The sequence below is a fragment of the Pelomonas margarita genome (assembly GCF_043555875.1).
Taxonomy (GTDB): domain Bacteria; phylum Pseudomonadota; class Gammaproteobacteria; order Burkholderiales; family Burkholderiaceae_C; genus Pelomonas; species Pelomonas margarita.
The window spans coordinates 441324-467525 of sequence record NZ_JBIGHW010000003.1; the positions used below are offsets into that span (position 1 = coordinate 441324).

A 26202-nucleotide genomic window follows, 5' to 3' on the forward strand; every position below is an offset into this window, starting at 1 on the left:
AGTCACGCCACTTCCACCGTCCGCGAGGCTCTCTCATGATCCCCCGCACCCTGCACGTGATCTGGGTGGGCGACGAATCCAAGCGCCCCGACAACTGCATAGACACCTGGCGCCAGCACAACCCCGACTGGACCGTGCGCGTCTGGGGCAACGAGGAGCTCGCCAGCTATGGCTGGGTGAACGCCAGCCACATGCGCGACATGGCCAAGCGCGAGCTCAACGGTGTGGCCGACCTGATGCGCTGGGAGATCCTGTATCACGAGGGTGGCTTCGTCGTGGACGCCGACAGCATCTGCAAGCGCCCGCTGGAGCCCTGGCTGTTCGAGGGCGAGGCCTGCGCCTGCTGGGAAAACGAGCTGATCCGCCCCGGCCTGATCGCCGCCGGCTATGTGGCCTCCGTGCCCGAGAACCCCTTCTTCGGCCAGATCATCCTGGACCTGCAGAAGGAAACCACTGTTGTCGACCGCATGGCCTGGCAGAGCGTGGGCCCGCTGTACCTGACCGAGCAGGTGCGCATGCAGCGCTATGCCAACCTGACCATCTGGCCCAGCCACTTCTTCATCCCGCGCCACTTCACCGGCCTGGAATACACCGGCGGCGGCCCTGTGTTCGCCGCGCAAGAATGGGGCAGTACCCTGGGCAAGTACGACGAATTGCACAAGAGGAAAGTCGCATGAGCGCCGTCCTCGCCACCGAGCGCAAGACCATGGATGAGCTGCCCGTCTCCCCGCTGGAATACGCGCATCAGAAGTACTTCGTGCAGAAGGTCAAGGTCGGCGAGGACTTCGTCGGCGTGCCGCGGCTGGACGCCTTCGTCGCGTTGTGCGCGGACAAGCGCGTGCTGCACGTGGGCTGCGTGGACTGGCCCATCACCGACCTGAAACGATCGCTGCACCTGCAGCTCGACGCGCACTGCCAGCTCGACGGCTTCGACATCCACGGCGAGGTCTTCCCGTTGATGCAGCCCCACCTGAAGGGCCGTCTCTTCAGCGACTGGGCCGACGTGACCGACCGCTACGACACCGTGCTGGTGCCCGAGGTGCTGGAGCATGTGCCCGACGTGGGCGGCTTCCTGAAGCAGCTGGATGCCGTGGGCGCCGAGCAATACATCATCACCGTGCCCGATGCGTACTCCTGCTTTCGCCGGCACTTCGACTACAACAGTGGCGCGCAGACCTTTGTCGAGGTCGTGCACCCGGACCACAACTGCTGGTACACGCCATACACACTGGCCAACGTGATCCGCAAGTACACGCCCTGGCAGCTGGACGGCATGTTCTTCTTCAACGGCATGTCGCTGCTGGCCGTGGCCAGCCGGACGGCGGCGCCCTCGGCTGCCGAGTGACGCCCGCCACCCTGCGCGCCGAGGCCGAGGCGCTGCGCCATGCCGGCCGCGCCGTCGAAGCCATCGACCTGCTGATGCAGGCCCTGGCATTGGCGCCCACCGACACGGCGACCTACCTGCAACTGGGCTTTGCGTTGCAGGCACTGGGCCTGCATGCCCAGGCGGCCGAAGCATTTCGCACCCCCGCGCTGCTGGAGCCCGGCAGCGTGATGGCCCAAGGCTATCTGGTGCACGCCACACAGAAGGCGGCCGACTGGTCCCAACTGGACGCCGACCTCGCCGCGCTGCGCGCCGCACTCGCTGCCAAGCCCGACACCGCCGACGACGAGTTCGGCATGCCGTTCGCGCTGGTGGGCTTGCCACACACGCGCACCGAGCTGCTGAAGTCCGCCGCGCTGGCCAGCCGCCACCTGGCGCGCGACTTGCAGCCGCTACCCGCCCGCATGCCCACGCGGCGTGAGCGCTTGCGCGTGGGCTACCTGTCGGCCGACTTCCACGCCCACGCCACGACCGCGCTGATCGTGGACCTGCTGGAAAGCCACGACCGCCAGCGCTTCGACATCCGGCTGTACTCGCACGGCCCCGACGACGGCTCGGCGCTGCGGCAGCGCATCGCAGCCAGCGGCGCGCTGGTCGAGGTGGGCGGACTGGATCTGGCGGCGCTGGCCCGGCGCATCCGTGCCGATGAGATCGACATCCTCGTGGACCTGAAGGGCCACACTGCCGGCAGCCGCATGGCCGCCCTCGCCTGCCGGCCGGCGCCCGTGCAGGTGAGCTGGCTGGGCTTCCCCGGCACCAGCGGCGCCGGCTTCATCGACTACGTGATCGGCGACCCGGTCGTCACGCCACTGGCCCACGCCGCCGACTACCGCGAGTGCATCGCCCAGTTGCCGCACTGTTACCAGCCGCAAGACCGCCGGCGCACGCCCGGCCCGGCACCGACGCGCGCCGCCCTGGGTTTGCGGGACGACGCGCTGGTGCTGCTGGCAGCGAATGCACCCTACAAGATCACGCCGCCGCTGTGGGCAGCGTGGATGGACGTACTGCGCGGCTTGCCCGAGGCCCAGCTCTGGCAGCTCAGCGGCGGCGAGCAGGCCGATGCATGCTTGCGCGCGGCGGCGGGCGACCTGGCCAGCCGCCTGGTGTTTGCGCCACCGGTGGGCATGGACGAGCACCTGGCGCGGCTGCAGGTTGCCGACCTGGCGCTGGACAGCTGGCCCTGCAACGGCCACACGACGACCAGCGATGCACTGGCGGCCGGTGTGCCGGTGGTGACGCTGATGAACGACAGCTTCCCCGGCCGCGTGGCGGCAAGCATCCTGGCTGCAGCCGGGCTGGAGGACTGCATCACGCAAAACGCCGCCGACTATGTCCAGCGCATCGACGCGCTGGGGCGGGATGCCGCAGCGCGCCAAGCCTTGCAAGAACGGATCCGGTCGCGGCCCTCAGGGCTATACGACACGACGCGCTTCGCGCGCGACCTGGAGGCGCTCTACGAGCGCATGTGGGCGCGCACGCTGGCGGGGCTGCCGCCGCAGGCACTGCCCGCCTGATCAGTGCATCTGGATGGAGCCTTGCGCGCGGCCCTTGCCGGCGCGGGCCGGCGGGTTGCACAGACCGCAGATGAAGTGGCGCGCCACCTCGTGCGGGTGGGTGACGAACTGGCCATTGCACTTGGAGCACTTGGTCAGCGTCAACATGCCGTTGTCGACGAACTTCACCAGGCGCCATGCACGGGTGACGGACAACATCGCCTCCAGCCCCTGCGCCTGCGTCTGCTCCTGGTAGAGCTGGTAGGCCTTGATGACGGTGTCGATCTCATCCATCTCGGCCGCCTTGTTCAGGTACTCGTGGATGTTGAGGAACAGGCTGGCGTGGATGTTGGGCTGCCAGGTCATGAACCAATCGGTCGAGAACGGCAACTGGCCCTTGGACGGCGACTTGCCGCTCACTTCTTTATAGAGGCGCAGCAGGCGCTCGTAGGACAGGTCGGTCTCGGACTCCAGCACCTGCAGGCGCGCACCGAGGTGGATCAGCTGAACGGCACGTTCGATCTGCTTGGCTTCGGTGAGGATGCTCTTGACGCGCATGGTGGGCTCCTGGAATCGGTGTGTATGTGTTCAGTATTCGGTGTTGCGGGCGAGCGCCGGGCCGCCCCAAGCCGCCCGCCTGGGGCGATGTCGCGAAGGGGCCAGCCCCCCTGAGCGATCGCCACCCCCTCGGGGGGTCAGCGGCGCGGTCCCGCGCCGCCGGGGGCTTCATGCATGCTCGTGGCGACCAGCCATCAGGATGGACGCATGCAGGCGGCTGACGCTTTCGTTGGCACCCGGCTTGCTGTGGTTGGTCAGCAGACCCCACACCAGGTCATCGCTCATGCGGAAGGCGCACAGCAGTGTGTTGCCGGCGGCAATCTTCATGATCTGTGCGGGGCTGAGCGTGCCGATGAGGGTTGCCGTCTCCTCGCTGATGCCCAGGCGGTAGAGCGCCTGCTCACGGTCCGCACGGATGAGGCTCTGGGCCAGCATCAGGTAGGACAGGTTGGCTTCACGGATCTCGGCGAGCATTTGGTCAGCGTTCATGGCGGGGCTCCGTTTCAGAGTTGGGTGGGCGTTGCGGATCAGTGAAACGGATTGTGTTGAAGCCTCTTTTCCGCCGATATCAGGCGGCGTCGGTGCCCGGCGTCACCCTGGCAGGAAGTGCTTGTCAGGCAAATTCCTACATGCGCGTCGGGCCTGAAAACACCGAGGCCCCGCAGCTTTCGCTGCGGGGCCTCGGCGGTGTGTGGCGCGATGTCGGATGACACGCGCACGTGAAAAGGGAACGTCAGCGCGCCCGGCGCAGGCGCTCCAGCTCGATCATGGCCACCAGCACCAGCTCCGGTGCCTCGGCCTGCAGGCTGTCCCGGCCAGCGCCGTGCTGGAGTTCGGTCAGCACGCCGATCGCCCGGTCCACCTCGCCACGACCCGACAACGAGAACGCCAACGTGTAGAGGCTGGGGCCATGCAGCGGGCAAGCCTGCAGCGCGCGCTCGGCGTAGGCCGCCGCGTGCTCCAGCTTGCCGGCTGCCAGCAGCAGCGCTGCCATATCGGCCAGCAGGTCGTGGCTCATCGGCTCGTCCTGCAGCGCGTTGTAGAGCAGACCCAGGCCACCACCCAGATTGCCCTTGGCCGCCTCAGCGAAGGCGGCATTGCGGGCGCGGGCCAGCAGCAGCTTGGGGTCGTTGCTGGGGGCAGCGACCGGGCGGTGGGCGTTCTTGCTCTTGCGGGTGGAAGCAGTCGGGGCTCGCATGGCGGGACTCCAGGCCGGCGCAGGGGTTCGGCCGGGTTGAGCCGCACTTTAGGAACCGAGCGGCGCGCCGATCTCATGAAAAGCCGTGCTTTTGGGGCGCGCTTCCCGCGCCAACGGCCCATCCAAAGAACAAGCCGTTGCGCGCCCTTTTATTCAAAAGATCACGCTCTTGACAAATCAACCTAAAGAAACATCCATCCCGCACCGATAGCCAATGCAACGGCGCTGAAAACAGTTCCGTGGTCCGGCTGGAACGCCGGAGGAAGCGGGGTCTCTCTCGGGGGGCGACGCGTCCTCCCGGCCAACAGCGTCGGGCGTCGCCGCCAGGGCTGGCCGCCAGGCCGTCTCAGGCGGACAGCACGGGTGCCGCACCCGGGCACCTGGGTCTTCGTCCGGCGCTGTTGCCGGGTTCTCTGTCACCGAAAAGGAAGCGCATCATGGCCTCGGTCATCAATACCAATCTGCTGTCGCTCAATGCGCAGCGCAACGTGTCCACGTCGCAGTCATCGCTGTCGACGTCGCTGCAACGCCTGTCCTCCGGCCTGCGCGTCAACTCCGCCAAGGACGACGCTGCCGGTCTGGCCATCTCCGAGCGCCTGAACGCCCAGGTGCGCGGCTCCAACGTCGCCATCCGCAACGCCAACGACGGCATCTCGCTGGCGCAGACGGCCGAAGGCGCACTGGCCAAGGTGGGCGACTCGCTGCAGCGCATGCGTGAACTGGCGGTGCAGTCCCGCAACGCCACCAACACCAGCGCCGACCGCGAATCCCTGGACAAGGAATTCGGCGAGCTCGCCAAGGAAATCCAGCGCGTGCTGGGCGGCACCACCTTCAACGGCCGCGCCGTGCTGGCGGCTGATTCGGGCACGCAGACCTTCCAGGTCGGCGCCAACGTGACCAGCAACGACCGCATCGACGTCGCCACGACCAACATGACGACCGAGTCGACGCTCACGGCCGTCGCGGGCACCGACAACGTCGGCGCTGGCCGCGCGGTCATCACCGCCGCCGCAGGGGCGGAAGCGTCCATCGACACCGTGATCACCAACATCGACACGGCCATCGACAAGGTCAACGGCGAGCGCGCCACGCTGGGCGCCTCGCAGAACCGGCTGGACCAGGTCATCTCCAACTTGCAGATCTCGGTGGAGAACCAGAGTGCGGCCAAGAGCCGCATCACCGATGCCGACTTCGCGCAGGAAACGGCCAACCTCTCCCGAGCCAACATCCTGCAACAAGCCGGCAACGCCATGATCGCCCAGGCGAATCAGATTCCGTCGCAAGTGCTCTCATTGCTTCGATGACGCCGGGCCAGCTCCGCTGGCCCTGAGTGAAACGTCCACGCTGAAGACGGAAGTCCTCACGCCACCAGCACAAGCTCCTTGAACGCCGCTCCGCCCCACAGCGGGCGGCGCTTTTAGGGCCGTGTGCAAAAAGGATTCAAGTCAATCCGCCGTCAAGACGATAAGCATCTCAACGGGTTCGCGATTCAGTCGAGGACTACGTAGCAGACGCCTCGTCAACGAAAGGATTGAACATGCCCCAAGTCATCAACACCAACCTGGCCTCGCTGAATGCCCAGCGCAACACGGCCATGTCGCAGTCGTCCCTGGCCGTCTCCATGCAGCGCCTGTCTTCGGGTCTGCGTGTGAATTCGGCCAAGGACGATGCGGCCGGCCTGGCCATCGCCGAGCGCATGAATGCGCAGGTCCGCGGCTCGCAGGTCGCCATCCGCAATGCCAACGACGGCATCTCGCTGGCACAGACGGCCGAAGGCGCGCTGTCCAAGGTGGGCGACTCGCTGCAGCGCATGCGTGAACTCGCCGTGCAGTCCCGCAACGCCACCAACACCAGCGCCGACCGCGAATCGCTGGACAAGGAATTCGGCGAACTCGCCAAGGAAATCCAGCGCGTGCTGGCCGGCACCACCTTCAACGGCAAGGCCGTGCTGGCCACGGCCGACGCGGGCACGCAGACATTCCAGGTCGGCGCCAACGTGACGGCCAATGACCGCATCGACATCGTCACGACCGACATGACGACGGACGCGGTGATCACCGTCGTGGCCGGCACCGACAACACCGGCACAGGCCGGGCCGTCATCACGGCCGCTGCCGGCTCGGAAGCGTCGATCGACACCGTCATCACCAACATCGACCTGGCGCTGGACAAGGTCAACGGCGAGCGCGCCACGCTGGGTGCGTCACAGAACCGGTTCGATGCGGTGATCTCCAACCTGCAGGTCGCGGTGGAGAACCAGAGCGCCTCGCGCAGCCGCATCATGGATGCCGACTTCGCGCAGGAAACCGCCAACCTGAGCCGCGCACAGATCCTGCAGCAGGCCGGCAACACCATGGTGGCCCAGGCCAACCAACTGCCCCAGCAGGTGCTGGCCCTGCTGCGAGGCTAAGCAGGCATCCCGGGCGGCAACGCCCTTTCGACGAGGCGACTGCCACCGCCGCCGGGCCGCCCAGCACGGTGGCAGACACCCCATCCCCCACCCCGGCACCCCGCCCCGGCGCGGACAGGCAGAGGTCTTGATTGGCCGTGGTTTGACCCGTTGATCGGGCTTTTGCCACCGGCATGCACTTTCAGAATTCAGCCCATCGGATCGACGTTCCATTCGGTCCGGATTGAATTCCGAGGAGTGCTTCAATGCCCCAGACCATCAACACCAACATCGTCTCGCTGAACGCCCAGCGGAACCTGAACGCCTCGCAGTCGTCGCTGTCGACGTCCATGCAGCGGCTGTCTTCCGGCCTGCGCGTCAACTCGGCCAAGGACGATGCGGCCGGCCTGGCCATCGCCGAGCGCATGAACACCCAGGTGCGGGGCATGAACGTCGCGGTGCGCAACGCCAACGACGGCATCTCGCTGGCGCAGACGGCAGAAGGCTCGCTCGGCAAGGTCGGCGACATGCTGCAGCGCATGCGTGAGCTGGCCGTACAAGCCGCCAACGGCACCAACAACACCCAAGACCGCGCCGCACTGAACAACGAGTTCACGCAGCTGCAGACGGAGATCGGCCGGCTGGTGCGCAACACCAACTTCAACGGCTCGTCCATCCTGAGCGGCTTCGCGGGCGGCACCAGCGCCTCGTTCAGCTTCCAGGTCGGCGCGAACGCGACGGCCGATGACCAGATCGTCATCACGCAGAGCGACATCCTGGACACGACCGCCGGCACCACCGGCACGCCCACCGGCAACAACGGCGCGCTTGAATCCGCCGTCAACACCGCCAAGATCAACATCCTCGGCGCCGCCGGCAGCGGCACCGCCGGCGTGCCACCGACGGCAGCGGTCGACTTCGCTGCGGCGGGCGGCCCCCCGGCCCTGACCGGAGCTGCGGGCGACGAAGGTGACCCGCTCGTGGCCGTGCAGTTCATCGACTTCGCGCTGGCGCAGGTCAACCTGGCCCGCTCCACGTTCGGTGCGACGCAGAATCGCTTCGATGCCGTCATCTCCAACCTGCAGGTCGCCGTCGAGAACCAGACCTCGGCCCGATCCCGCATCATGGACGCCGACTTCGCGCAGGAAACCTCCAACATGAGCCGCGCGCAAATCCTGCAACAGGCCGGCAATGCGATGGTGGCCCAGGCCAACCAGCTACCCCAGCAGGTGCTCTCGCTGCTGCAGCGCTGAGCCACCGAAAAACTTTCACCCGGGGCCTAAAGTTCCGGAGAATCCGGCCGATATCCCTCTGGCATATCGGCCTTTTCACATCCAGCAGCATGGCAACCATCAGCTCCGCCGGCATCGGCAGCGGCCTCGACATAGAGTCGCTGGTGAGCAAGCTCGTCGCTGCCGAGCGCACCCCCATCACCCAGCTCAACACGCGGGTCGACGGTCTCAAGACCGAACTGTCGTCGTACGGCAAGGTGCAGAGTGCGCTGTCGACGCTGCGCGACGCCGCCTCGCGGCTCACGACGCCGGCCAGCTGGGCCGGCACGCTGGCCACGTCGAGCGACCCGACGCTGGTGTCCGTCTCCGCCGGCTCCGGCGCGGCCATCGGCAATGTGTCGGTGAAGGTCGAGGCGCTTGCTCAGTCGCAGACGCTGGTCAGCAGCGCCGCCGTGGCCAGTGCCACCACCACCGTGGGCCAGGGCAGCCTGACCATCACGCTGGGCAAGTGGGCAACGGACGGCGGCGATCCCCCGACCTACACCGGCTTCACCGACAAGGTCGGTGCCACGCCCATCACGATCAACATCGGCGCCGGCCAGGACACGCTCGCCGGCATCCGTGACGCCATCAATGGCGCCGGCGCCGGCGTGACGGCCGCCATCGTCAACGATGCCAGCGGCGCCCGGCTGACGCTGCGCTCCACCACGAGTGGCGAGACCAACGCCTTTCGCATCGACGCCACGGGGGGCCTGACCGACCTGGGCTACGACCCACGCGTCGGCATCACCTCCCTGATCCAGACGCTGCCGGCCCAGAACGCCCGCGCGCTGATCAACGGCATCGAGGTCAGTTCCGAGACCAACTCGCTGAAGGAGGCCATCGACGGCCTCAACATCACGCTGCTCAAGACGTCCACCATCCCCGCCAGCATCGCGGTAAGCCAGGACAAGGACTCGATCAAGAAACTCATCACCGACTTCACCGCCGCCTACAACGCAGTGAATGCGCTGTTGCGCGAGCAGACCAAGTACGACTCGAGCAGCAAGACCTCCGGCCCACTGCAGGGCGACGCCACCGCCGTGGGCCTGCAGAACCAGCTGCGCAACATCATCGGCGGCACCACCTCGCTGGCCGGCAGCATCGGGCGCCTGGCCCAGATCGGCCTTGAGGCCGGCAGCGACGGCAACCTCAAGACCACCGACGCCAAGCTCAACACCGCCATGAGCGACCTGGACAGCCTCAAGAAGCTGTTCATGGGGCTGGACGGCACCAACGGCAGCAATGACGGCTTCGCACAGCGCATCCGCAGCTATGTCGATGGCGCCCTGAGCGCCGACGGGCGGGTCACCTCGCGCCAGGCCGGCCTGCAAAAGCTCATCGACAACAACAACAAGAGCATCGACAAGCTCGAGGACCGCGTCGCCTCCACCGAGGCCCGGCTGCGTGCGCGCTACTCGCTGCTGGACACGCAGATGAGCAAGCTCAACAGCCTGTCCGACTACGTCTCGCAGCAGATGGCCAACCTCAACAGCAGTAGCAGCAGCTGAGCGGCTCGCTCACACGACAACGGCGACCGCAGGTCGCCGTTTTTGTTGGTGTCGCCGGAATTGACCGCCCCGCACGGGCGAGTTCGTGCAAAAGCCGGCTCAAGTTCGCCCGCGCTGAGGCCGAAAAACAGTCAACGCGACGACTCTTCCCCCCGACACCATGTACGGCAACATGTCCTCCCCCTTCTCGGCCCGCAACCAACGCGCCACCCTCTATGCCAAGGTGGGCCTGGAGACCGACGTGCAGGCCGCGAGCCCGCACCGCCTGGTCGCCATGCTGTTCGACGGTGTGTTCGACGCGATGGCCCAGGCCACGCAGGCCATCCAGATGGGCAACGTCGAGCTCAAGGGCCGCGCCCTGTCGCGCGCCGTGCGCATCCTCGACGAAGGCCTGCGCGCCGGGCTGGATCTGTCGGCCGGCCAGCTCGCCACCGACCTGCGCGACCTGTACGGCTACGTCTGCACGCGGCTGACCCAGGCCAACCTGCGCAGCGATATCAGCGCCATCGAGGAGTGCCAGCGCCTGCTGAGCCCGGTGCGCGAAGCCTGGACCGCCATCGGCCAGAGCCCTGCCGCCACCGGTGCCCCGACGGCCCGCGCCGCCTGAGCGTCTCGTCCACAGAACCTCCGGTACCTGCAATGAACTCCGAACTGCTGAACTACTACGAGGCCATCGAGCAGGCCAGCGCCGACATGCTCTCTGCGGCCCGCACCGGCAACTGGGACGAGGTCGTCAAGCTGGAGGGCGCCTGCGTGCTGCTGATCTCCCAGCTCAAGGCAGCCGCCCACCAGAACCAGCTCAACGCCGGCGAATCCCAGCTCAAGACGCGCATCATGCAGCGCATCCTGCTCAACGACGCCGAGATCCGCCACCTCGCCGAGCCCTGGCTCGAAGACCTGGACCACGTGCTCAAGGGCAACAGCCGCATGGTCCACTGAACACCCTCGCCCGGCCACGCTGCGCTGAACGCGCAGCGGGTCGGTTGTGAACGGCACGGCACTCAGGCCGCAAGCGCGGCAGCCGCACTACCATCTCGCGCATGAGCGCCCCTGAAGCTGCCCCCGAAGAGTTCCGCATCACCGCGCTGGCCGAGATCACGGCCTATCTGCACCAACTGCAGCGCGAGAACGCAACGGTGCTGCTGAGCGGCCCGCCCAGCCAGAGCCTGGCCAGCCGCTTCACGACGCTGGACACCGCCGCCGGCGTGCTGGGCCTGGAGATCGGCGCCGACCCCGAGGGCATCAGCCAGGCGCTGGTGGCAGGCGGCGAGATCACCGCCGTGGCCTACCTCGGGGCGGTCAAGCTGCAGTTCGAGCTGGACGAGGCCGTCCTCGTCAGCGGCGACCAGGGCGCCGTGCTGCGCGCCAGCCTGCCCACCCGCCTCTACCGTTTCCAGCGCCGCCAGGCCTTCCGCGTGCAGCCCGCAGGCAGCGTCTACCCACGCGTCGTGCTGCCCGGCGGCGGCTCACCCGGCCGCGCGCTGCGGGTGCTGGACATCAGCATCGGCGGCCTGGCCCTGGCCGTGCCATCGAGCGAGCCGCCGCTGCCGCTGGGCCAGGCCGCCAGTGGCCTGGTGCTGGAGCTGGACCGCCTCACCGCGCTGCGCGTAGCCCTGCTGCCCCACCATGCCAGCGTCATCCCGGGCGACACCACCGGCACCCAGCAGATGGGCTGCGCCTTCGTCGACCCGGACGCCGCCGTGACGCGCGCGCTGCAGATGTACGTGGACCAGACGCAGAAGCGCCGCCGGCTGCTGAAGCTCGACGCATGAGCCCCGCCCGCCGCAACCGCCGCGCCACGCAGCACGGGTTCACGCTCGTCGAGGTGGTGGCCACGATGGTGGTGCTCGCCATCCTGCTGGCGGCCGCCGTGCCCAGCTACACCGCCCACCTCGCGCGCCAGAAGCTGCGCCACGTGGCCGAGCTGCTGGAGATGGACCTGCGCCGCGCCCGCGAGCTCAGCGTCACCGAGAACCGCAACCTGCAGGTCAGTTTCCACAGCGGCCCGCAATGGTGCTGGGGCGTCAGCCGCGAGCGGCCCTGCGACTGCGCCACCGACGCGCCGCGCTGCGAGCTGGGCGGGGTGTCCTGGCGCGACCACAAGGGCACCCTGCTGCAGTCGGGCAAGGGCGTCATCTTCCAGGCCGGCATGGGCCGTGCGCTGGACTGGACGCGCATCGGCATCTCCAACGACCGCAACCAGCAGCTCTACATCGACCTGAACCCGCTGGGCCGACCCGCCATCTGCGGCACCGACGCCCGCAAAGGAAGCTGTTGACCCCCGGGGCCGAGCGCCGGGCCGCCCCAAGCCGGCCCGTCTGGCGATGTGCGAGCGGGGCACGCCCCGCGAGCATCGCCGCCCCCTCGGGGGGCCGGCCGGGCTCGCTGCGTTCAGCAGGCGAGACCGGACGAGGGGCCCATCACACCTGCATGTTCATGATCTCTGAGTAGGCCGAGACCAGCCGGTTGCGCACCTGCAGCGTGGCCTGGAAGCCGATCTGCGCCTTCTGCATGGCGACCATGGTCTCTTCGAGGCTGACGGTGGGGTTGTCCAGCTGCACCTCGCGCTGCAGCCGGGTGGCCTCGCGCTGCTGGGTGCTGACGTTCTTCAGCGCCTGCGTCATGGCGTCGCCAAAGCTGGCGCCCGGCGTGGCGGCCGGCTTGGGCGCCAGCGGCGTGCCGTTGACCGCCAGGCCCGCGCGGGCGGCAGCCTGGGCGAAGTCGAAGGGGCGCAGCTTCATGTCCATGGAGCGGCACTGTGGCAGCAAGCCAGGGCCACGAAGCGCAGAGATGCGCGGGCGGGGTCGGCTACTTCGACGCTTTCTTGAGGGGGCCGGCCTCGAATAATTTGCGCCATCGCCGGGCATCCCGGCCCGCCTTCTTCTTCCACCCTGCCTCCGATGGACAACGCCCTGAGCGCCCCCGCAGCCACCGCCCCGGCCCTGATCGCGCCGCCCAGCTTCGTGCAGCGGCTGGGCGGGCTGCCGCTGCGCAGCAAGCTGACGATGGGCGCCGGGCTCGTGGCCCTGGCGGGTGCGGTGCTGGCCATCACGCTGTGGTCGGCCCAGGGGGACTATCGCCCGCTGTTCACCGGCCTGGCCGACAAGGACGGCGGCGCCGTCATCACGCAGCTGTCGGCCATGAACGTGCCCTACAAGCACGAGGCCGGCGGCACCATCCTCGTGCCCGCCGGCCAGGTGTACGAACTGCGCATGAAGCTGGCCGCGCAAGGCCTGCCCAAGGGCGGCGCCGGCGGCGCGAGCGGCGGTGCGCCGGGCTTCGAGCTGATGGACAAGTCCTCCATTGGCCAGACCCAGTTCGCCGAGCGGCTGAATTTCCAGCGCGGCCTGGAGGGCGAGCTGGCCCACTCCATCAAGACCACCAACGACGTGGCCGATGCCCGCGTGCACCTGGCCATGCCGCAGCAGAACGGCTTCTTCCGCGAGCAGCAAAAGCCCAGCGCCTCGGTCGTGCTGACGCTGCGCGGCGGCCGCACGCTGGACCGCAGCCAGGTGGCTGGCATCGTGCACCTGGTGTCCAGCGCCGTGCCCGAGCTCAGCCCCAAGGCCGTCAGCGTGCTGGACCAGACTGGCGCGCTGATATCCCAGACCGGTGCCGACCCCGCCTCGGGCCTTGACACGCAGCAGCTGCTCTACAAGCAGCAGGTCGAGGCCGGCTTCAACAAGCGCATCTCCGAGCTGCTGGAGCCCGTGGTGGGCCGCGACAACCTGCGCGCCACGGTGACCGCCGACGTGGACTTCTCGCAGACCGAGGCCACCGCCGAGGAGTACCGGCCCAACCAGGGGGCCAACGCGCAGGCCGCCGTGCGCTCCAACCAGAACAGCGAGAGCACCAACGCCAATGCCGCGCCGCCCACCGGCGTGCCGGGCGCGGCAACCAATCAGCCGCCGGTGCCAGCCACGGCGCCCGTCAACGGCGCCAGCGCGCCGCTGCAAGCGGCCCAGGGCGGCGCGGGACTGAACAGCAGCCGCAAGGAACAGGTCACCAACTACGAGCTGGACAAGACCGTGCGCGTCACGCGCGGCGCGGTGGGCAACGTCAGGCGGCTGAACGCAGCGATCGTCGTCAACCACCGCTCGGTGACCGACGCCAAGGGCAAGACGACCACCCAGCCGGTGCCGGCCGAGGAAATCACGCGGCTGACCGACCTCGTCAAGGAGGCCATGGGCTTCAACGCCGAGCGGGGCGACTCGGTCAAGGTCATCAGCGCGCCCTTCATCGTCGACAAGACCGAGCCCATCGAGGTGCCGCTGTGGCAGCAGCCCTGGCTCCTGGACATCGCCCGCAGCGCCATCGTGCCGCTGGCCGTGGTGGCGGTCGCGCTGATCGCGGTGTTCGGCATGATCCGCCCGGCCATCAAGGCGGCCGCGCCCATCCCGGTGCCCGAGGAGAAGCCGGAGACCGTGGACGAGGTCGTGGACGAACCGGCCCTGTTGCCGGGCGCCAACGGCATGCCGCAGCTGGAAGCCCCGTTGCACAACGAGAAGCTCGACCGCGCCCGCGCGCTGGCGCGAGACAATCCGCTGGCGGTCGCGAACATCATGCGTGACTGGATGGACGGGCAGGCGGCGTGAATGTGAGCCCCTCGTCCACTCTTGCCCTGCTGAACGCGGGCAAGCCTGGCCGCCCCCCCGAGGGGACGGCGATTCTCGCGGGGCGTACCCCGCTCGCACATCGCCATGGCGGGCCGGCTTGGGGCGGCCCGGCGCTCGGCCTGCGAGCCAACATCCCGCGCGTCGGGTAAGGTTCAGCCATGGACGACAAAGGCTTAGAGAACGCTGCAATCCTGTTGATGTCGCTGGGCGAAGAAGAAGCCAGCGAGGTCTTCAAGCACCTGTCGCCCAAGGAGGTGCAGGCGCTGGGCGAGACCATCGCCAAGCTCAAGGTCATCAAGCGCGCCCAGGTCGAGGAAGTGCTGGAGAAGTTCGACTCGGTGGCCGATCAGCACAGCACGCTGGTCACCGACACCGACGAATACGTGCGCTCCGTGCTGCGCAAGGCGCTGGGCGAGGACAAGGCCAACCTGCTGCTGGACCGCATCCTGCAAGGCAGCGACGTGTCCTCCATCGAGAGCCTGAAATGGATGGATGCGGCCTCCGTGGCCGAATTGCTGCGCAACGAGCACCCGCAGATCATTGCGGCCGTGCTGGCCCACCTGGACTTCGACCAGACCAGCTCAGTGCTGAAGTTCTTCCCCGAGCGCGGCCGCAACGAAGTGCTGATCCGCATCGCGACGCTGGACGGCATTCAGCCCACCGCGCTGAAGGACCTGAACGAGGTCATGAGCCAGTTGCTGGCCGGTGGCGAGCGCATGAAGAAGAGCTCGCTGGGCGGCGCCAAGACGGCGGCCGAGATCATCAACATGATGGGCTCCAGTGTCGAGGCCTCGGTGCTGGACTACATCCGCGAGGCCGACGCCGACCTGGCGCAGAAGATCATGGACAACATGTTCACGTTCGACGACGTGAACAAGATCGACGACAAGGGCATCCAGGCCATGCTCAAGGAAGTGCAAAGCGAGAGCCTGGTCATTGCGCTCAAGGGCGCCAGCGCCGACCTGCGCGAGAAGATCTTCCGCAACATGTCCAGCCGCGCCGCCGAGACGCTGCGCGAAGACCTCGAAAGCCGCGGCCCGGTGCGGTTGTCGGAGGTGGAGGCCGAGCAGAAGGAAATGCTCAAGGTCGTGCGCCGGCTGGTGGACGAAGGCCAGATCGTGCTGGCCGGCGGCGGCGACGACCAATTTGTCTGACGGACGGTTCCGGTTGCCCATGTCCAAGAACACAGCCACAGAGGCACAGAGGCACAGCGAACGGGGCGCTCTCTCTGTGCCTCTGTGCCTCTGTGGCTTTGTTTCTTTTATGGTGTGACGCATGGCCACCCGACCACCACCCCGGCAAGTTCCCCCGCCCGATCGTCGCGAAGGCGACCGGCGCGGCAGCTACGCGCGCTTCATCCCCGGCGAGGAAGTCCAGGGCGCCAAGGCCTGGAGCCTGGACAGCCTGGGCGACACGGCGCCCTCCCCGTTCGCACCGATGCGCCCGGGTGCGTCGTCTCCCCCGCCGGCTGCGGCCGCGCCGGTGCCGCCCCCGCCTCCACCCGAGCCCAGCGTGCAGGAACAGCTGCACGCCGCCCGCCAGAGCGGCTATCAGGACGGCTACCGCGACGGCATGGCCGCGCTGGACGCCTTCAAGCACAGCTTCGCGCAGCAGATCAGCGCGCAGGTCGGCGCGGTCGTGAAGAACTTCGATGACGAGATGCAGGCGCTGGAGGGCGACATGGCCCAGTCCATCGCCCGCATCGCCGTCGAGCTGGCCCGCCAGGTCGTGCGCAGCGAGCTGGCGCAGCGGCCCGAGCTCGTCGCCCGCGTCGCGCACGACGCCGTCGAGGCGCTGCAGCTGACGGCCCGGCATGTGCGCGTGCGCGTGCATCCCGACGACTTCCCGCTGGTGCAGGACGGCGCCGGCCAGGAACTCCAGGCCCGCGAGGCCCAGCTCGTCCCCGACGCCGACGTGGCGCGCGGCGGCGTCAAGGTGGATGCCGACATCGCCAGCGTCGACGCGACCATCGCCGCCCGCTGGCAGCAGGCCGTGTCGGCCATCGGCCAGCAGTCCATCTGGGAAGACCGCCGCGCGGAGGACGAATGACGTCCGCGCGCACCGAGCGCTGGCAGCGCTACCTGGCCGACCTGGAGACGCTGGCCGACAACGCCGCGCCGCTGGAGTCGCAAGGCAAGCTGGTGCGCGTGGCCGGGCTGGTGCTGGAGGCCACGGGCATCAAGGTGCCGCTGGGCTCGGTGTGCCGCATCCAGATGCCCAGCAGCGGCAACTCGCCGCGCCGCGGCCTGGCGCCGGTCAACGCCGAAGTCGTGGGCTTCTCGGGTGACCGCGCCTACCTGATGCCCACCGACGAGGTGCAGGGCCTGTCCAGCGGCGCCACGGTCGTGCCGCGCCACCTGCCGCCGCTGGCCCCGACCCTGGGCCAGCCCTTGCACCCCTGGCGCCGCGGCGAGGACCGCGGCCTGCACCTGCCCATGGGCCCCGGCCTGCTGGGCCGCGTGGTGGACCCCCACGGCCACCCGCTGGACCGCCGCGGCGAGCTGAACGACATCCACAACGAGCCCATGATCCGGCGCCCCATCAACGCGATGGACCGCGATCCCGTGCGCCGCCCGCTGGACACCGGCGTGCGCGCCATCAACGCGATGCTCACCGTCGGGCGTGGCCAGCGGCTGGGCCTGTTCGCCGGCACGGGCGTGGGCAAGTCGGTGCTGCTGGGCATGATGGCCCGCTACACGCAGGCCGACGTCATCGTCGTCGGCCTGATCGGCGAGCGCGGCCGCGAGGTGAAGGAGTTCATCGAGGACATCCTCGGCGAGCAGGGCCTCAGGCGCAGCGTCGTCGTCGCCGCGCCGGCCGACGCGCCGCCGCTGATGCGCATGCAGGGCGCGCACTACGCCACGGCCATCGCCGAGTACTTCCGCGACCAGGGCCAGCATGTGCTGCTGCTGATGGACAGCCTGACCCGCTACGCGATGGCCCAGCGCGAGATTGCGCTCGCCATCGGCGAGCCGCCGGCCACCAAGGGCTACCCGCCGAGCTGCTTCGCCAAGCTGCCACAGCTGGTGGAGCGCAGCGGCAACGGCCTGGCCGGCGAGGGCTCCATCACGGCCTTCTACACGGTGCTGACCGAAGGCGACGACCCGCAGGACCCGATTGCCGACGCGGCGCGCGGCATCCTGGACGGCCACATCGTCCTCTCACGCGACCTGGCCGAGGCCGGCCACTACCCGGCCATCGACATCGAGCGCTCCATCTCACGGGTGATGACCAGTGTTGCACCCCAAAACCAGGTCGATTCCGCCCGTCGATTCCGCCAGCTTCTGGCGAAATACAACAAGGCCCGCGACCTGATCCAGCTCGGTGCCTACGCCCCGGGCGCCGACCCCGAGCTGGACCTGGCCGTGCGCCTGCATGCCGACATGACGCGGCTGCTGCAGCAGGACATGCACAGCCCGGCACTTCTTCACGCCAGCGTCAGCCAGTTGCAGGCCGTGGTCCAGGGCGCCTAAACCTCGGGGCGGCGCCTGCCGATAAAGATTGAGCGTCTGACCGTCCGGGTCGGACGCCGGGCTGGAGTCCTAGATGAGTGCAACCGCGACCGACACGCTGAGCCTGCTGCTGGAGCAGGCCGAAGGCGAGCGCGACGCCGCCGCCCGCGCCCTGCATGCCGCTGGGCAGCAGGCCCAGGCCGCGCGCGACCAGCATGGCCAGCTGGCCGGCTACCGCGAGGAATACCGCCAGCGCTGGACGCAGACTTTCGCCGAGGGCACCACCATGAGCCTGGTGGGTTGCTACCAGAACTTCGGCCAGCGCCTGAACCAGGCAGTGGACACACAGGGCCATGTGGCCGCCCATGCCGACCAGCGCCAGGTCCGCGCCCGCGAAGCGCTGCGCCAGGCCGAACTGCGCGTCGCCGCGCTGCGCCAGCTCATCGCCCGCCGCCAGGCGGAGGCTGCCAAGCTGGCCCAGCGCCGCGAGCAGCGCGCCAGCGACGAGTTCGCCGCCCGCGCCCATCTGCGCCGCAACGCCCACGCGTGACGCCATGATCACCACCGCCCAAACCCTGCCGCCCAAGCCCGCCGCGCCGCCTGCGGCCGCACCAGCCCCAGCCACCCAGCCCGCAGCGGCCGGCATGCCCAGCTTCGCGCAGTTCCTCACCGTGCAGAGCGCCCTGCCCGAGGCCGCGCCGGACGCCGCCACGGCGTCCGAGTCGTCCGCCGAGTCAGCGCCCGAGACCGACCGCACCGCCCCGGCCGCCGCGACGCGCCGCACGACCCAGCACGCCCGGCCGGCCACGCCAGGCCGCGCCGCAGAACCCGCCAAGGCCGAAGCCCGCGCCGAGGCCAGCACCGACCCCGCAACGACGGACACCGTGGCCACGGAAGACGAGCCGCTGCCGGACACGCCCGAGCTCAACGAGTTCACCCAGCTGCTGGGCCTGGCTGCCCAGCCCGCCGAAGCCCTGCCCCGGACCGCCACGCCGCGCGGCCGCGTCGCCGCAGGCGCCGACGATGACACGGCCAGCCGCAGCACGGCGCGAGGCGCCGCGATCGGCAGCGACACCCGCACCCCGCCGGGCGCCGAGCCGGCCGATGCCCGCAGCAACCCGCGTGCCGCTCTGGCTCGGCCCGACACCACGACCGACACACCGCTGCCCGCAACCAGCACGACTGCGGCCCCGCTGGGCGCCGAGGCGGCTGCAGCCACACCGCCAACGGCGGGCGCTCCCACCACCGGCTTCGCCGCGATGCTGGCCCAGGCCCTGCCCTGGCCCGCGCTGGCGGCCGAGGTGGCGGCGGCGCCGGTGCAGTCCGGTGTGCAGGCGCACCTGCAGGGCGCGGCCTTCGCGCCGGAGCTGGGCGCGCGGGTCAGCATGCTGGCGGTGGACGGCGTGCAGCGCGCCGAGCTGCAGCTCAACCCGGCCGAGATGGGCCCGGTGTCCGTGCAGATCACGGTGGACGGCAGCCAGGCGCAGGTGTCCTTCCACGCGGCCCAGGCGCAAACGCGGGCAGCCCTGGAGCAGAGCCTGCCCGAGCTGGCCGCCGCGCTACAGGGTCAGGGTTTGACGCTGTCCGGCGGCGGCGTGTTCCAGCGATCCTCGGGCGATGGACCTGCGGGCCAGGCGCGCGGCGAATCCGGTGAGGCGGGCAGGACGCGTGGCACGGGCAGCGGCGGCTCGGCCGGCGAGCCGGCTCCAACAGCGGCACCGGCACGACGCACGACCGGCCTGCTCGACACCTTCGCCTGAACAACGGCGCCTCGGAACCCGGAATAACGACGCATCGCTTGAGCTAATCCATGCTTGACCCCAGGGGGCGAAGTCAATAATCCGACGCAGAGTGGCCGCAACTTCGCGGCAGGCATCTGTTCCAAGGAGTTCTCATGGCGAATGCGCCGGCTGCCGAAGAGGCTGCGCCCAAAGGGGGCGGCAGCAAGAAGCTGATCATCATCCTGGCTGCGGTCCTGGTCCTGGTGCTGGGTGGCGGCGTCGCGGCCTTCCTGCTGCTGAAGAAGAAGCCCGCCGCCGAGGGCGAGGAAGGCGCCGAGCACGCCGAGCCCGCTGCGCCCAAGGCCGTGGCGGCCAAGCCCAAGAGCGACAAGCCGCCGACCTTCGTGCCGCTGGACCCGTTCACCGTCAACCTGGCCGACAAGGACGTTGACCGCTTCGCGCAGATCGGCGTGACGCTGGAGGTGGATGACCCCAAGTTCGCCGAGCAGCTCAAGGCCTACATGCCGGCCATCCGCAGCAACATCCTGATGGTGCTGTCGCACAAGACGGCCACCGAGCTGCTGACGCGCGAGGGCAAGGAAAAGCTGGCCCGCGACATCATGCGCGAGTCCGTGCGCCCGATGGGCATCGAGCTGGACGACGAGGACGAGGAAGAAGAGGCCGACGCGCCCAAGAAGAAAAAGAAGAAGCGCCGCGCCGCCGTCGTCAGCCCGATCAACCAGGTGTTGTTCTCCAACTTCATCGTGCAGTGATGCCTGCCACCGCCTCCTCCGTCCACCACGCCCTGACCGGGAGCGCGCCCGCGCGTCGCGGCGTGACGGTGTAGCGGGAGATCCGTCATGAACCAGCAGATCCTTTCCCAGGACGAAGTCGATGCCCTGCTGCAGGGCATCACCGGCGAGAGCCAGAAGCTCGAGCAGGAGGAGGAGCAGGTTGGCGGCATACGCGAGTACAACCTCGCCAGCCAGGAACGCATCGTCCGTGGGCGCATGCCCACGATGGAGATCATCAACGAGCGGTTCGCGCGCAACATCCGCGTGGGCCTGTTCAACTTCATCCGCAAGAGCCCCGAGGTCGCCATCGGCGGCATCAAGGTGCAGAAGTACAGCGCCTTCCTGCGCGAGATCGTCGTCCCGACCAACTTCAACGTCGTGTCGGTGAAGCCGCTGCGCGGCAGCGGCCTCATCGTCTGCGACCCGACGCTGGTGTTCGCCGTCATCGACAGCCTGTTCGGCGGCATCGGCAAGTTCCACGCCCGCATCGAGGGCCGCGACTTCTCGGCCACCGAGCAACGCGTCATCACGCGCATCGTCGAGGTCATCCTCGCCGAGTACCACAAGGCCTGGAAGGGCATCTATCCGCTGGAGCTGGAGTACCAACGCTCGGAGATGCAGCCCCAGTTCGCCAACATTGCCACGCCCAGCGAGATCGTCGTGTCGACGTCATTCACGCTGGAGATCGGCGAGACCAGCGGAACCATCTACTTTTGCATCCCGTACTCCACGCTGGAACCCATCCGCGACGTGCTGTACTCCACGACGGTGGGCGACTCCGCCGAGCCCGACCGCCGCTGGATCAACTTGATGAAGAACCAGATCCAGGCGGCCGAGGTGGAGCTGGTGGCCGAGCTGGGCACGGCGCCGGCCACGGTCGAGCAGCTGCTGGCCTTCAAGCCCGGTGACTTCATCGAATTGGACCTGGACCCCGTGATCCAGACCAAGGTGGACGGCGTGCCCGTCTTCCAGTGCCACTACGGCACCTCCAACGGTCGCTACGCCCTCAAGATCGACAAGATGCTGACCGGCCCTCAGGAGGGCTGGCTGGGAACCAAACATGACACCTGACTCACCCAGCCAAGAAGAACAGGACGCGATGGCGGCCGAATGGGCCGCCGCGCTGGCCGAGGCCGCCCCGGCCCCGTCCGTTGCGTCTGAAGTCGCCGAAGCGCCGGAGCAGGTGTCCACCCCCAGCTTCGCCAACTTCGCCCCCACGACGGCGGGCGGGCCTGCGGGCGACATCAACATGATCCTGGACATTCCCGTCCAGCTGACCGTGGAACTGGGCCGCACGCGCATCCCGATCAAGAACATCCTGCAACTGGCCCAGGGCTCCGTCGTCGAGCTGGACGCGCTGGCCGGCGAGCCCATGGACGTGCTGGTCAACGGCTACCTGATCGCCCAGGGCGAGGTGGTGGTCGTGAACGACAAGTTCGGCATCCGGCTGACGGACATCGTCACGCCGTCCGAGCGCATGCGCCGCCTCAGCAAGGCGGCGTAGACAGACCAGCCCTACCGGCTTCGCCGGCCCTCTCAAGAGGCGCCGCTGGATGGCGCCGAGCCTGACGGCGGCGGCGGTCGTTGGACTACGGGGCAATTGCCCGTCTATTTGACGGCTTCGCCCCCTCAAGTCGCTCCGCAGAATGCCGAGGCATGAATGCTTCCGGCCTGCTTCCGTTTCTGTGGTTCCTCGGGATCGTTGCCCTGATCCCCGTGGCGCTGTGGCTGCTCAAGCGCACGCCCATGGGCGGCGCGGCGGCGGTCGGCGTACTGCGCCTGGTCGCGCAGCTGCCGATGTCACCCAGCCAGCGGCTGATGGTGGTGGAAGTCGGCCAGGGCGATGACCGCTGCTGGCTGGTGCTGGGCGCCACGGCCCAGAGCATCACAACACTGCATGTCATGCCGCCGCAGGCGGAGCCGGTCCAGCCCGCCAGCTTCGCCAAGCTGCTGAAGAAGGAACGCGGCGATGCAGCGTAAATCCCTGATCGGCCTCGCACTGCTGGCGGCTGCCGGCACGGTCTTCGCCCAGCAAGGCCAGACCCCACCGGCCACGCTGCCCCTGCTGGTTGGCCAGGGCGGTGGCGGCAGCAGCTACTCGGTGCCCATCCAGACGCTGCTGTTCTTCACGGCGCTGGGCTTCCTGCCCGCCGTGCTGCTGATGATGACGGCCTTCACGCGCATCGCCATCGTGCTGAGCCTGATGCGCCAGGCGCTGGGCACGCAGGCCGCGCCGCCCAACCAGGTCATCGTGGGCCTGAGCCTGTTCCTGACCTTCTTCGTCATGAGCCCGACGCTGGACAAGGTCTACGCCGACGCCTGGCAGCCCTACAGCGCCGGGCAGATCCAGTTCGACGAGGCGCTCAAGCGGGCCGAGGTGCCCATGCGCGGCTTCATGCTGAAGCAAACGCGCCAGGCCGACGTGGCGCTGTTCTCGCGCCTGGCCAAGCTGGACAGCAGCATCAAACCCGAGGACGTGCCCTTCAAGGTGCTGGTGCCCGCCTTCGTGACCAGCGAGCTCAAGAGCGCCTTCCAGATCGCCTTCCTCGTTTTCATCCCCTTCCTCGTCATCGACATGATCGTGGCGAGCGTGCTGATGAGCCTGGGCATGATGATGCTGTCGCCCGTGCTCGTCGCCCTGCCCTTCAAGCTGATGCTGTTCGTGCTGGCCGACGGCTGGAACCTGTTGCTCGGGTCCCTCGCCGCCAGCTTCGCCACCTGAACACCTGACTCCCGCCAGGAGACCCCACGCCATGGACGCACAACAAGTCTTCACCTTCGGCCAGCAAGGCCTGTACATGCTGATGCTGGTGGCCGCGCCGGTGCTGATCGTCGTGCTGCTCGTGGGCGTGGTGATCAGCGTCATCCAGGCCGCCACGCAGATCAACGAGTCCACGCTGTCTTTCGTGCCCAAGGTCGTGGCCGCCGTGCTGACGCTGGCCGCCGCCGGGCCGTGGATGATGACGACGTTGGTGGAGTACATCCAGCGCACACTGATGACGATTCCGAACGTCGTGGGATAAGCGCACGGAGCCATGTTCACCGTCACCGAAGCTCAGTTGCTGGCGTGGCTGAACCCGCTGTTGTGGCCGTTCATCCGCACGCTGGCGCTATTTGCCGGCATGCCCACCTTCAGCCAGCGCAACGTGCCGCTGCGCCTGCGCATCGGGTTGGCGCTGTTCATCGCGGTGGCGGCACAGCCCTCGCTGCCCGCCATGCCGGTCACGCCGCTGGACTCCCTGCCCGGCCTCACGTTGCTGATCGCACAGCAACTGCTGATCGGCCTGGCCATGGGCTTTGCGGTGCGCATCGTGTTCGCGGCGCTGGAGTTCGCCGGTGAGCTGATCGGCCTGCAGATGGGGCTGAACTTCGCGGGCTTCTTCGACCCGTCCACCGGCGCCCAGGGCACGGCCAGCGCACGCTTCTTCGGCAGCATGGTGGCCTTCCTGTTCATCGCCATCAACGGCCACCTGCTGCTCATCAACGCGCTGGTACAAAGCTTCCAAGCCTTTCCCGTGGGCGATGAGCCCTTCGCCTTCCTGCGCGCGGCCCAGCCCCAGCGCTGGGGGGCGGATATCTTCGCCATCGGCCTGTGGATCGCGCTGCCGCTGATCACGATGCTGATGTTCGTCAACCTGGTGCTGGGCGTGATCTCGCGCGTCGCACCGCAGATCGGTGTGTTCTCAGTGGGCTTCCCGCTGACCGTCAGCGTGGGCCTGATCGGCATGGTGGCCACGCTGCCGCTGATGCAGACGCCTTTCACCGTGGCACTGGAGCGGTTGCTGGCGGTGTTCAGCTGACGTAGCTCTCAAGCCCCCCCGCGCCGGAAAGCCAACGTATGCCACTGAGTTCCTGTGCTTTGCAGGACAGCGTCGCTGGTATGCCCAAGATGAAGCACCAGTCCCGTCGGCAGCAAAAGTTGCTCGATGAGCGACGGCGCATGGTTAAAGAACTGACGCCCATCGGTATCGCAGTCGGAGGACAACAGCTCGCCGTCCATCTGCGGCACCGACAGGTACAGCCGCTGTTCGCCGGACAAGCTCGCTCCGGTGCGCAGTTGCGCAGCGAGCTCCAGCAACGCGCCGCTCAACAAAGCAGGGCTGAGATGCATAAGCACAGCGCTGCAAACGACCGCATCAAAACCATCCTCATGCAGGTCACGAAACGGCCAACTCAGGCTCGGCAGCGCGCCCTTGCGAATGCGGCCCGCAAGCGTCGAGTGCGTGGCCTGCGCGCGGGCACGCATGGCATCGTTGGGTTCGACACCGAATGCATCGAAGCCGTGGCTCAGAAGCGCCGCCACATCGCGTCCACTCCCGCAACCCACATCCAGCACTGACGCGCCCGTCGGCAAGTCAGACACCACAAACTGCAGCATGGCGCTACGCGGCGATTCACCTCCTGCGGCCAGCCACACCGCATAGCCGTCGTAGAAAGCCGACGTGCCCTCGTCGGCGTTGGTCTGCTGCGCCCCCGTCGGCCTTGGCGCCATCACCTCACGCCTCCCGCAGCGCCGTTGTCACCGGCAGCGACGCGGCCCGCACCGCCGGGAACAGCCCGCCGACAAAGCCGATGGCCAGGGCCCACTTGATGCCTTCCCACAGCAGGCCGGGCGACACGGCCAGGTTGAAGCTCAGCTTGCCCACCGAGCCGGCCGACATCGTCGACGCCTCGAAGCCGTTGAACAGCAGCCAGGCCACGGCGCCACCGATGAGGCCGCCGAGCAGCGCCAGCAGCGTGGTCTCCAGCATCACGGCGACGACGACCGGCAGGCCGCGGAAGCCGATGGCGCGCAGCGTCGCGATCTCGCGCGCACGGCTGGCCACGGCGGCGAACATCGTATTGAGCGCGCCGAACACTGCGCCCACGGCCATGATGGCGCCGACGGTGATGCCGATGATGCGCAGCACCTTGGCCATCTGCTCGCCCTGCTTGGAGAAGAACGCCAGCGTCGTCGACGCCTTGACCTTGAGTTGCGGGTTGGCCTCCAGCGCGGCACTGAAGGCTTCGATCGCCTCGGGCTTCTCCAGCTTCACGGTGGCCGAGTTGCGACCGCTGCCGCGCTTGTAAGCGTCGTTGACGACCTTGGCGTCGGCCCACAGTTCGGACTCCATCGCATCGCCCGACGCGAAGATGCCGACGACGGTCCACGGCTGGTTGCCCAGCTTCAGCGTCGCGCCGACCTGCAGGCCCTCGAACTGCCGCACGGCACCCTTGCCGACGATGAGTTCGCGCAGGCCCGGCTGGAAGGTTCGGCCCTCGACGATCCTGGCGTTGGGCCGCACGGCAAACGCGGCCTCGCTGATGCCGCGCACCTGGGCGCTGCCCTCGTCGCGCGTCTTGCTGCCGCGAACCGGCAGGTTGGCGGCCACCACCGTCTCGGCCGACACAATGGGCTCGCCCTTGGCGTTCTTCGCGATGCCGGGTGCCTGCTCGATCTGCACGAGGTCCTCGCGGCTCAGCGACGACGACACCTCGTTGGCCGACGCGCCGCGAAGCACGATCGCGGTATCCAGGCTGCCGGCGTTGCGCTGCGTGCGCGAGTAGCCCTCGGCCATGGCCAGCAGCGCCACCAGCACACCGACGACGCCGGCAATGCCCACGACGATGACCGCTGACGAGCCCAGCCGCTGGGTCAGCGTGCTGATGCCCACCGAAGCCACCGAGCGCGCCTGCGCGCCGGTGCGGAAAAGCAGCATCCACGCCGCCAGCAGCCCGGCCAATGCCACGGCGCCCCACCAGGGCATCAGCACCCAGCCGACCAGTATGAGGACGGTCAGCAACACCAGCCCCAGGTTCTTCAGGAACTTCATAG

30 protein-coding genes are annotated in these 26202 nt (G+C 68.5%); 24 read left to right on the forward strand and 6 right to left on the reverse strand.

Annotated features, from left to right (window positions below):
- Positions 1-35: 35 nt before the first annotated feature.
- From ACG0Z3_RS08070 to ACG0Z3_RS08080, 3 genes are read left to right on the forward strand one after another with little or no spacing between them, the layout of a single operon-like run.
- Complete coding sequence (locus ACG0Z3_RS08070; protein WP_394396763.1) at positions 36-677, forward strand: glycosyltransferase family 32 protein; 642 nt, start codon at positions 36-38, stop codon at positions 675-677.
- On the forward strand, positions 674-1345 hold the full coding sequence (locus ACG0Z3_RS08075; RefSeq protein ID WP_394396764.1) for a class I SAM-dependent methyltransferase: 672 nt from the start codon (positions 674-676) through the stop codon (positions 1343-1345). Before ACG0Z3_RS08070 ends, ACG0Z3_RS08075 begins: the two co-directional genes overlap by 4 nt.
- Complete coding sequence (locus ACG0Z3_RS08080; protein ID WP_394396765.1) at positions 1342-2898, forward strand: O-linked N-acetylglucosamine transferase, SPINDLY family protein; 1557 nt, start codon at positions 1342-1344, stop codon at positions 2896-2898. Before ACG0Z3_RS08075 ends, ACG0Z3_RS08080 begins: the two co-directional genes overlap by 4 nt.
- Here the strand turns inward: ACG0Z3_RS08080 and flhC are convergent, their stop codons facing one another.
- From flhC to ACG0Z3_RS08095, 3 genes are all read right to left on the reverse strand, one after another.
- The gene (flhC, locus tag ACG0Z3_RS08085) at positions 2899-3435 is read right to left on the reverse strand and encodes a flagellar transcriptional regulator FlhC (protein ID WP_268165336.1); all 537 of its coding nucleotides are present in this window, start codon (positions 3433-3435) and stop codon (positions 2899-2901) included.
- 168 nt (positions 3436-3603) lie between these two features.
- A complete protein-coding gene (gene flhD, locus ACG0Z3_RS08090; RefSeq protein WP_394396766.1) occupies positions 3604-3924 on the reverse strand; it encodes a flagellar transcriptional regulator FlhD in 321 nt (106 codons plus the stop codon).
- Between the two features lie 244 nt (positions 3925-4168).
- Positions 4169-4633 (reverse strand): hypothetical protein, encoded by a 465-nt coding sequence (locus ACG0Z3_RS08095; RefSeq protein ID WP_394396767.1) that lies wholly within the window; start codon positions 4631-4633, stop codon positions 4169-4171.
- A gap of 437 nt (positions 4634-5070) precedes the next feature.
- Between ACG0Z3_RS08095 and ACG0Z3_RS08100 the strand changes: the two genes are divergently transcribed.
- From ACG0Z3_RS08100 to ACG0Z3_RS08135, 8 genes are all read left to right on the forward strand, one after another.
- Positions 5071-5937 (forward strand): flagellin N-terminal helical domain-containing protein, encoded by an 867-nt coding sequence (locus ACG0Z3_RS08100; RefSeq protein WP_394396768.1) that lies wholly within the window; start codon positions 5071-5073, stop codon positions 5935-5937.
- A gap of 233 nt (positions 5938-6170) precedes the next feature.
- On the forward strand, positions 6171-7043 hold the full coding sequence (locus tag ACG0Z3_RS08105; protein WP_394396769.1) for a flagellin N-terminal helical domain-containing protein: 873 nt from the start codon (positions 6171-6173) through the stop codon (positions 7041-7043).
- Between the two features lie 245 nt (positions 7044-7288).
- Positions 7289-8275: a flagellin N-terminal helical domain-containing protein gene (locus ACG0Z3_RS08110; RefSeq protein ID WP_394396770.1), complete on the forward strand. Its 987-nt coding sequence runs from the start codon at positions 7289-7291 to the stop codon at positions 8273-8275.
- A gap of 89 nt (positions 8276-8364) precedes the next feature.
- A complete protein-coding gene (gene fliD / locus ACG0Z3_RS08115; RefSeq protein WP_394396771.1) occupies positions 8365-9804 on the forward strand; it encodes a flagellar filament capping protein FliD in 1440 nt (479 codons plus the stop codon).
- 172 nt (positions 9805-9976) lie between these two features.
- Positions 9977-10411: a flagellar export chaperone FliS gene (gene fliS / locus ACG0Z3_RS08120; RefSeq protein WP_394396772.1), complete on the forward strand. Its 435-nt coding sequence runs from the start codon at positions 9977-9979 to the stop codon at positions 10409-10411.
- Positions 10412-10443: 32 nt separating this feature from the next.
- The gene (locus tag ACG0Z3_RS08125) at positions 10444-10743 is read left to right on the forward strand and encodes a flagellar protein FliT (RefSeq protein ID WP_394396773.1); all 300 of its coding nucleotides are present in this window, start codon (positions 10444-10446) and stop codon (positions 10741-10743) included.
- A 101-nt stretch (positions 10744-10844) separates the two neighbouring features.
- Complete coding sequence (locus ACG0Z3_RS08130) at positions 10845-11576, forward strand: flagellar brake protein (RefSeq protein WP_394396774.1); 732 nt, start codon at positions 10845-10847, stop codon at positions 11574-11576.
- The gene (locus ACG0Z3_RS08135; protein ID WP_394396775.1) at positions 11573-12082 is read left to right on the forward strand and encodes a pilus assembly FimT family protein; all 510 of its coding nucleotides are present in this window, start codon (positions 11573-11575) and stop codon (positions 12080-12082) included. Before ACG0Z3_RS08130 ends, ACG0Z3_RS08135 begins: the two co-directional genes overlap by 4 nt.
- Before the next feature lie 142 nt (positions 12083-12224).
- On the opposite strand, the gene fliE is transcribed toward ACG0Z3_RS08135, so the two are convergent.
- The gene (gene fliE, locus ACG0Z3_RS08140; RefSeq protein ID WP_394396776.1) at positions 12225-12551 is read right to left on the reverse strand and encodes a flagellar hook-basal body complex protein FliE; all 327 of its coding nucleotides are present in this window, start codon (positions 12549-12551) and stop codon (positions 12225-12227) included.
- A 153-nt stretch (positions 12552-12704) separates the two neighbouring features.
- On the opposite strand from fliE, the gene fliF reads away from it, so the two are divergent.
- The 13 genes from fliF to fliR all read left to right on the forward strand — a co-directional run bounded on the left by fliF (position 12705) and on the right by fliR (position 24187).
- Positions 12705-14399 carry a flagellar basal-body MS-ring/collar protein FliF gene (gene fliF / locus ACG0Z3_RS08145; RefSeq protein ID WP_394396777.1) on the forward strand — a complete coding sequence of 565 codons (1695 nt, stop codon included), beginning with the start codon at positions 12705-12707 and terminating at the stop codon, positions 14397-14399.
- Between the two features lie 179 nt (positions 14400-14578).
- Positions 14579-15574: a flagellar motor switch protein FliG gene (gene fliG / locus ACG0Z3_RS08150; RefSeq protein WP_394396778.1), complete on the forward strand. Its 996-nt coding sequence runs from the start codon at positions 14579-14581 to the stop codon at positions 15572-15574.
- A 121-nt stretch (positions 15575-15695) separates the two neighbouring features.
- Positions 15696-16469 carry a FliH/SctL family protein gene (locus tag ACG0Z3_RS08155; protein WP_394396779.1) on the forward strand — a complete coding sequence of 258 codons (774 nt, stop codon included), beginning with the start codon at positions 15696-15698 and terminating at the stop codon, positions 16467-16469.
- The gene (fliI, locus tag ACG0Z3_RS08160) at positions 16466-17893 is read left to right on the forward strand and encodes a flagellar protein export ATPase FliI (RefSeq protein ID WP_394396780.1); all 1428 of its coding nucleotides are present in this window, start codon (positions 16466-16468) and stop codon (positions 17891-17893) included. Before ACG0Z3_RS08155 ends, fliI begins: the two co-directional genes overlap by 4 nt.
- A gap of 73 nt (positions 17894-17966) precedes the next feature.
- Positions 17967-18422 (forward strand): flagellar export protein FliJ, encoded by a 456-nt coding sequence (fliJ, locus tag ACG0Z3_RS08165; RefSeq protein ID WP_394396781.1) that lies wholly within the window; start codon positions 17967-17969, stop codon positions 18420-18422.
- A 4-nt stretch (positions 18423-18426) separates the two neighbouring features.
- Positions 18427-19632, forward strand: a complete 1206-nt coding sequence (locus ACG0Z3_RS08170; protein WP_394396782.1) for a flagellar hook-length control protein FliK — start codon at positions 18427-18429, stop codon at positions 19630-19632.
- Positions 19633-19766: 134 nt separating this feature from the next.
- Entirely contained in the window at positions 19767-20366 is a 600-nt protein-coding gene (locus ACG0Z3_RS08175) for a flagellar basal body-associated FliL family protein (RefSeq protein ID WP_394396783.1), read from the forward strand.
- Between the two features lie 87 nt (positions 20367-20453).
- Entirely contained in the window at positions 20454-21458 is a 1005-nt protein-coding gene (gene fliM, locus ACG0Z3_RS08180) for a flagellar motor switch protein FliM (RefSeq protein WP_394396784.1), read from the forward strand.
- Positions 21448-21891: a flagellar motor switch protein FliN gene (gene fliN / locus ACG0Z3_RS08185; protein WP_394396785.1), complete on the forward strand. Its 444-nt coding sequence runs from the start codon at positions 21448-21450 to the stop codon at positions 21889-21891. The genes fliM and fliN overlap by 11 nt, the downstream gene beginning before the upstream one ends.
- Before the next feature lie 152 nt (positions 21892-22043).
- Positions 22044-22367: a FliO/MopB family protein gene (locus ACG0Z3_RS08190; RefSeq protein WP_394396786.1), complete on the forward strand. Its 324-nt coding sequence runs from the start codon at positions 22044-22046 to the stop codon at positions 22365-22367.
- On the forward strand, positions 22357-23109 hold the full coding sequence (gene fliP, locus ACG0Z3_RS08195; RefSeq protein ID WP_268165313.1) for a flagellar type III secretion system pore protein FliP: 753 nt from the start codon (positions 22357-22359) through the stop codon (positions 23107-23109). The genes ACG0Z3_RS08190 and fliP overlap by 11 nt, the downstream gene beginning before the upstream one ends.
- A 31-nt stretch (positions 23110-23140) precedes the next feature.
- Positions 23141-23410: a flagellar biosynthesis protein FliQ gene (gene fliQ / locus ACG0Z3_RS08200; RefSeq protein ID WP_268165312.1), complete on the forward strand. Its 270-nt coding sequence runs from the start codon at positions 23141-23143 to the stop codon at positions 23408-23410.
- Positions 23411-23422: 12 nt separating this feature from the next.
- On the forward strand, positions 23423-24187 hold the full coding sequence (gene fliR, locus ACG0Z3_RS08205) for a flagellar biosynthetic protein FliR (RefSeq protein WP_394396787.1): 765 nt from the start codon (positions 23423-23425) through the stop codon (positions 24185-24187).
- Between the two features lie 8 nt (positions 24188-24195).
- On the opposite strand, the gene ACG0Z3_RS08210 is transcribed toward fliR, so the two are convergent.
- Both ACG0Z3_RS08210 and ACG0Z3_RS08215 read right to left on the reverse strand, forming a co-directional pair.
- Positions 24196-24879, reverse strand: coding sequence for a class I SAM-dependent methyltransferase (locus ACG0Z3_RS08210; protein WP_394396788.1), 684 nt, complete (start codon positions 24877-24879; stop codon positions 24196-24198).
- 4 nt (positions 24880-24883) lie between these two features.
- Positions 24884-26200, reverse strand: a complete 1317-nt coding sequence (locus ACG0Z3_RS08215; RefSeq protein WP_394396789.1) for an ABC transporter permease — start codon at positions 26198-26200, stop codon at positions 24884-24886.
- Positions 26201-26202: the final 2 nt, after the last annotated feature.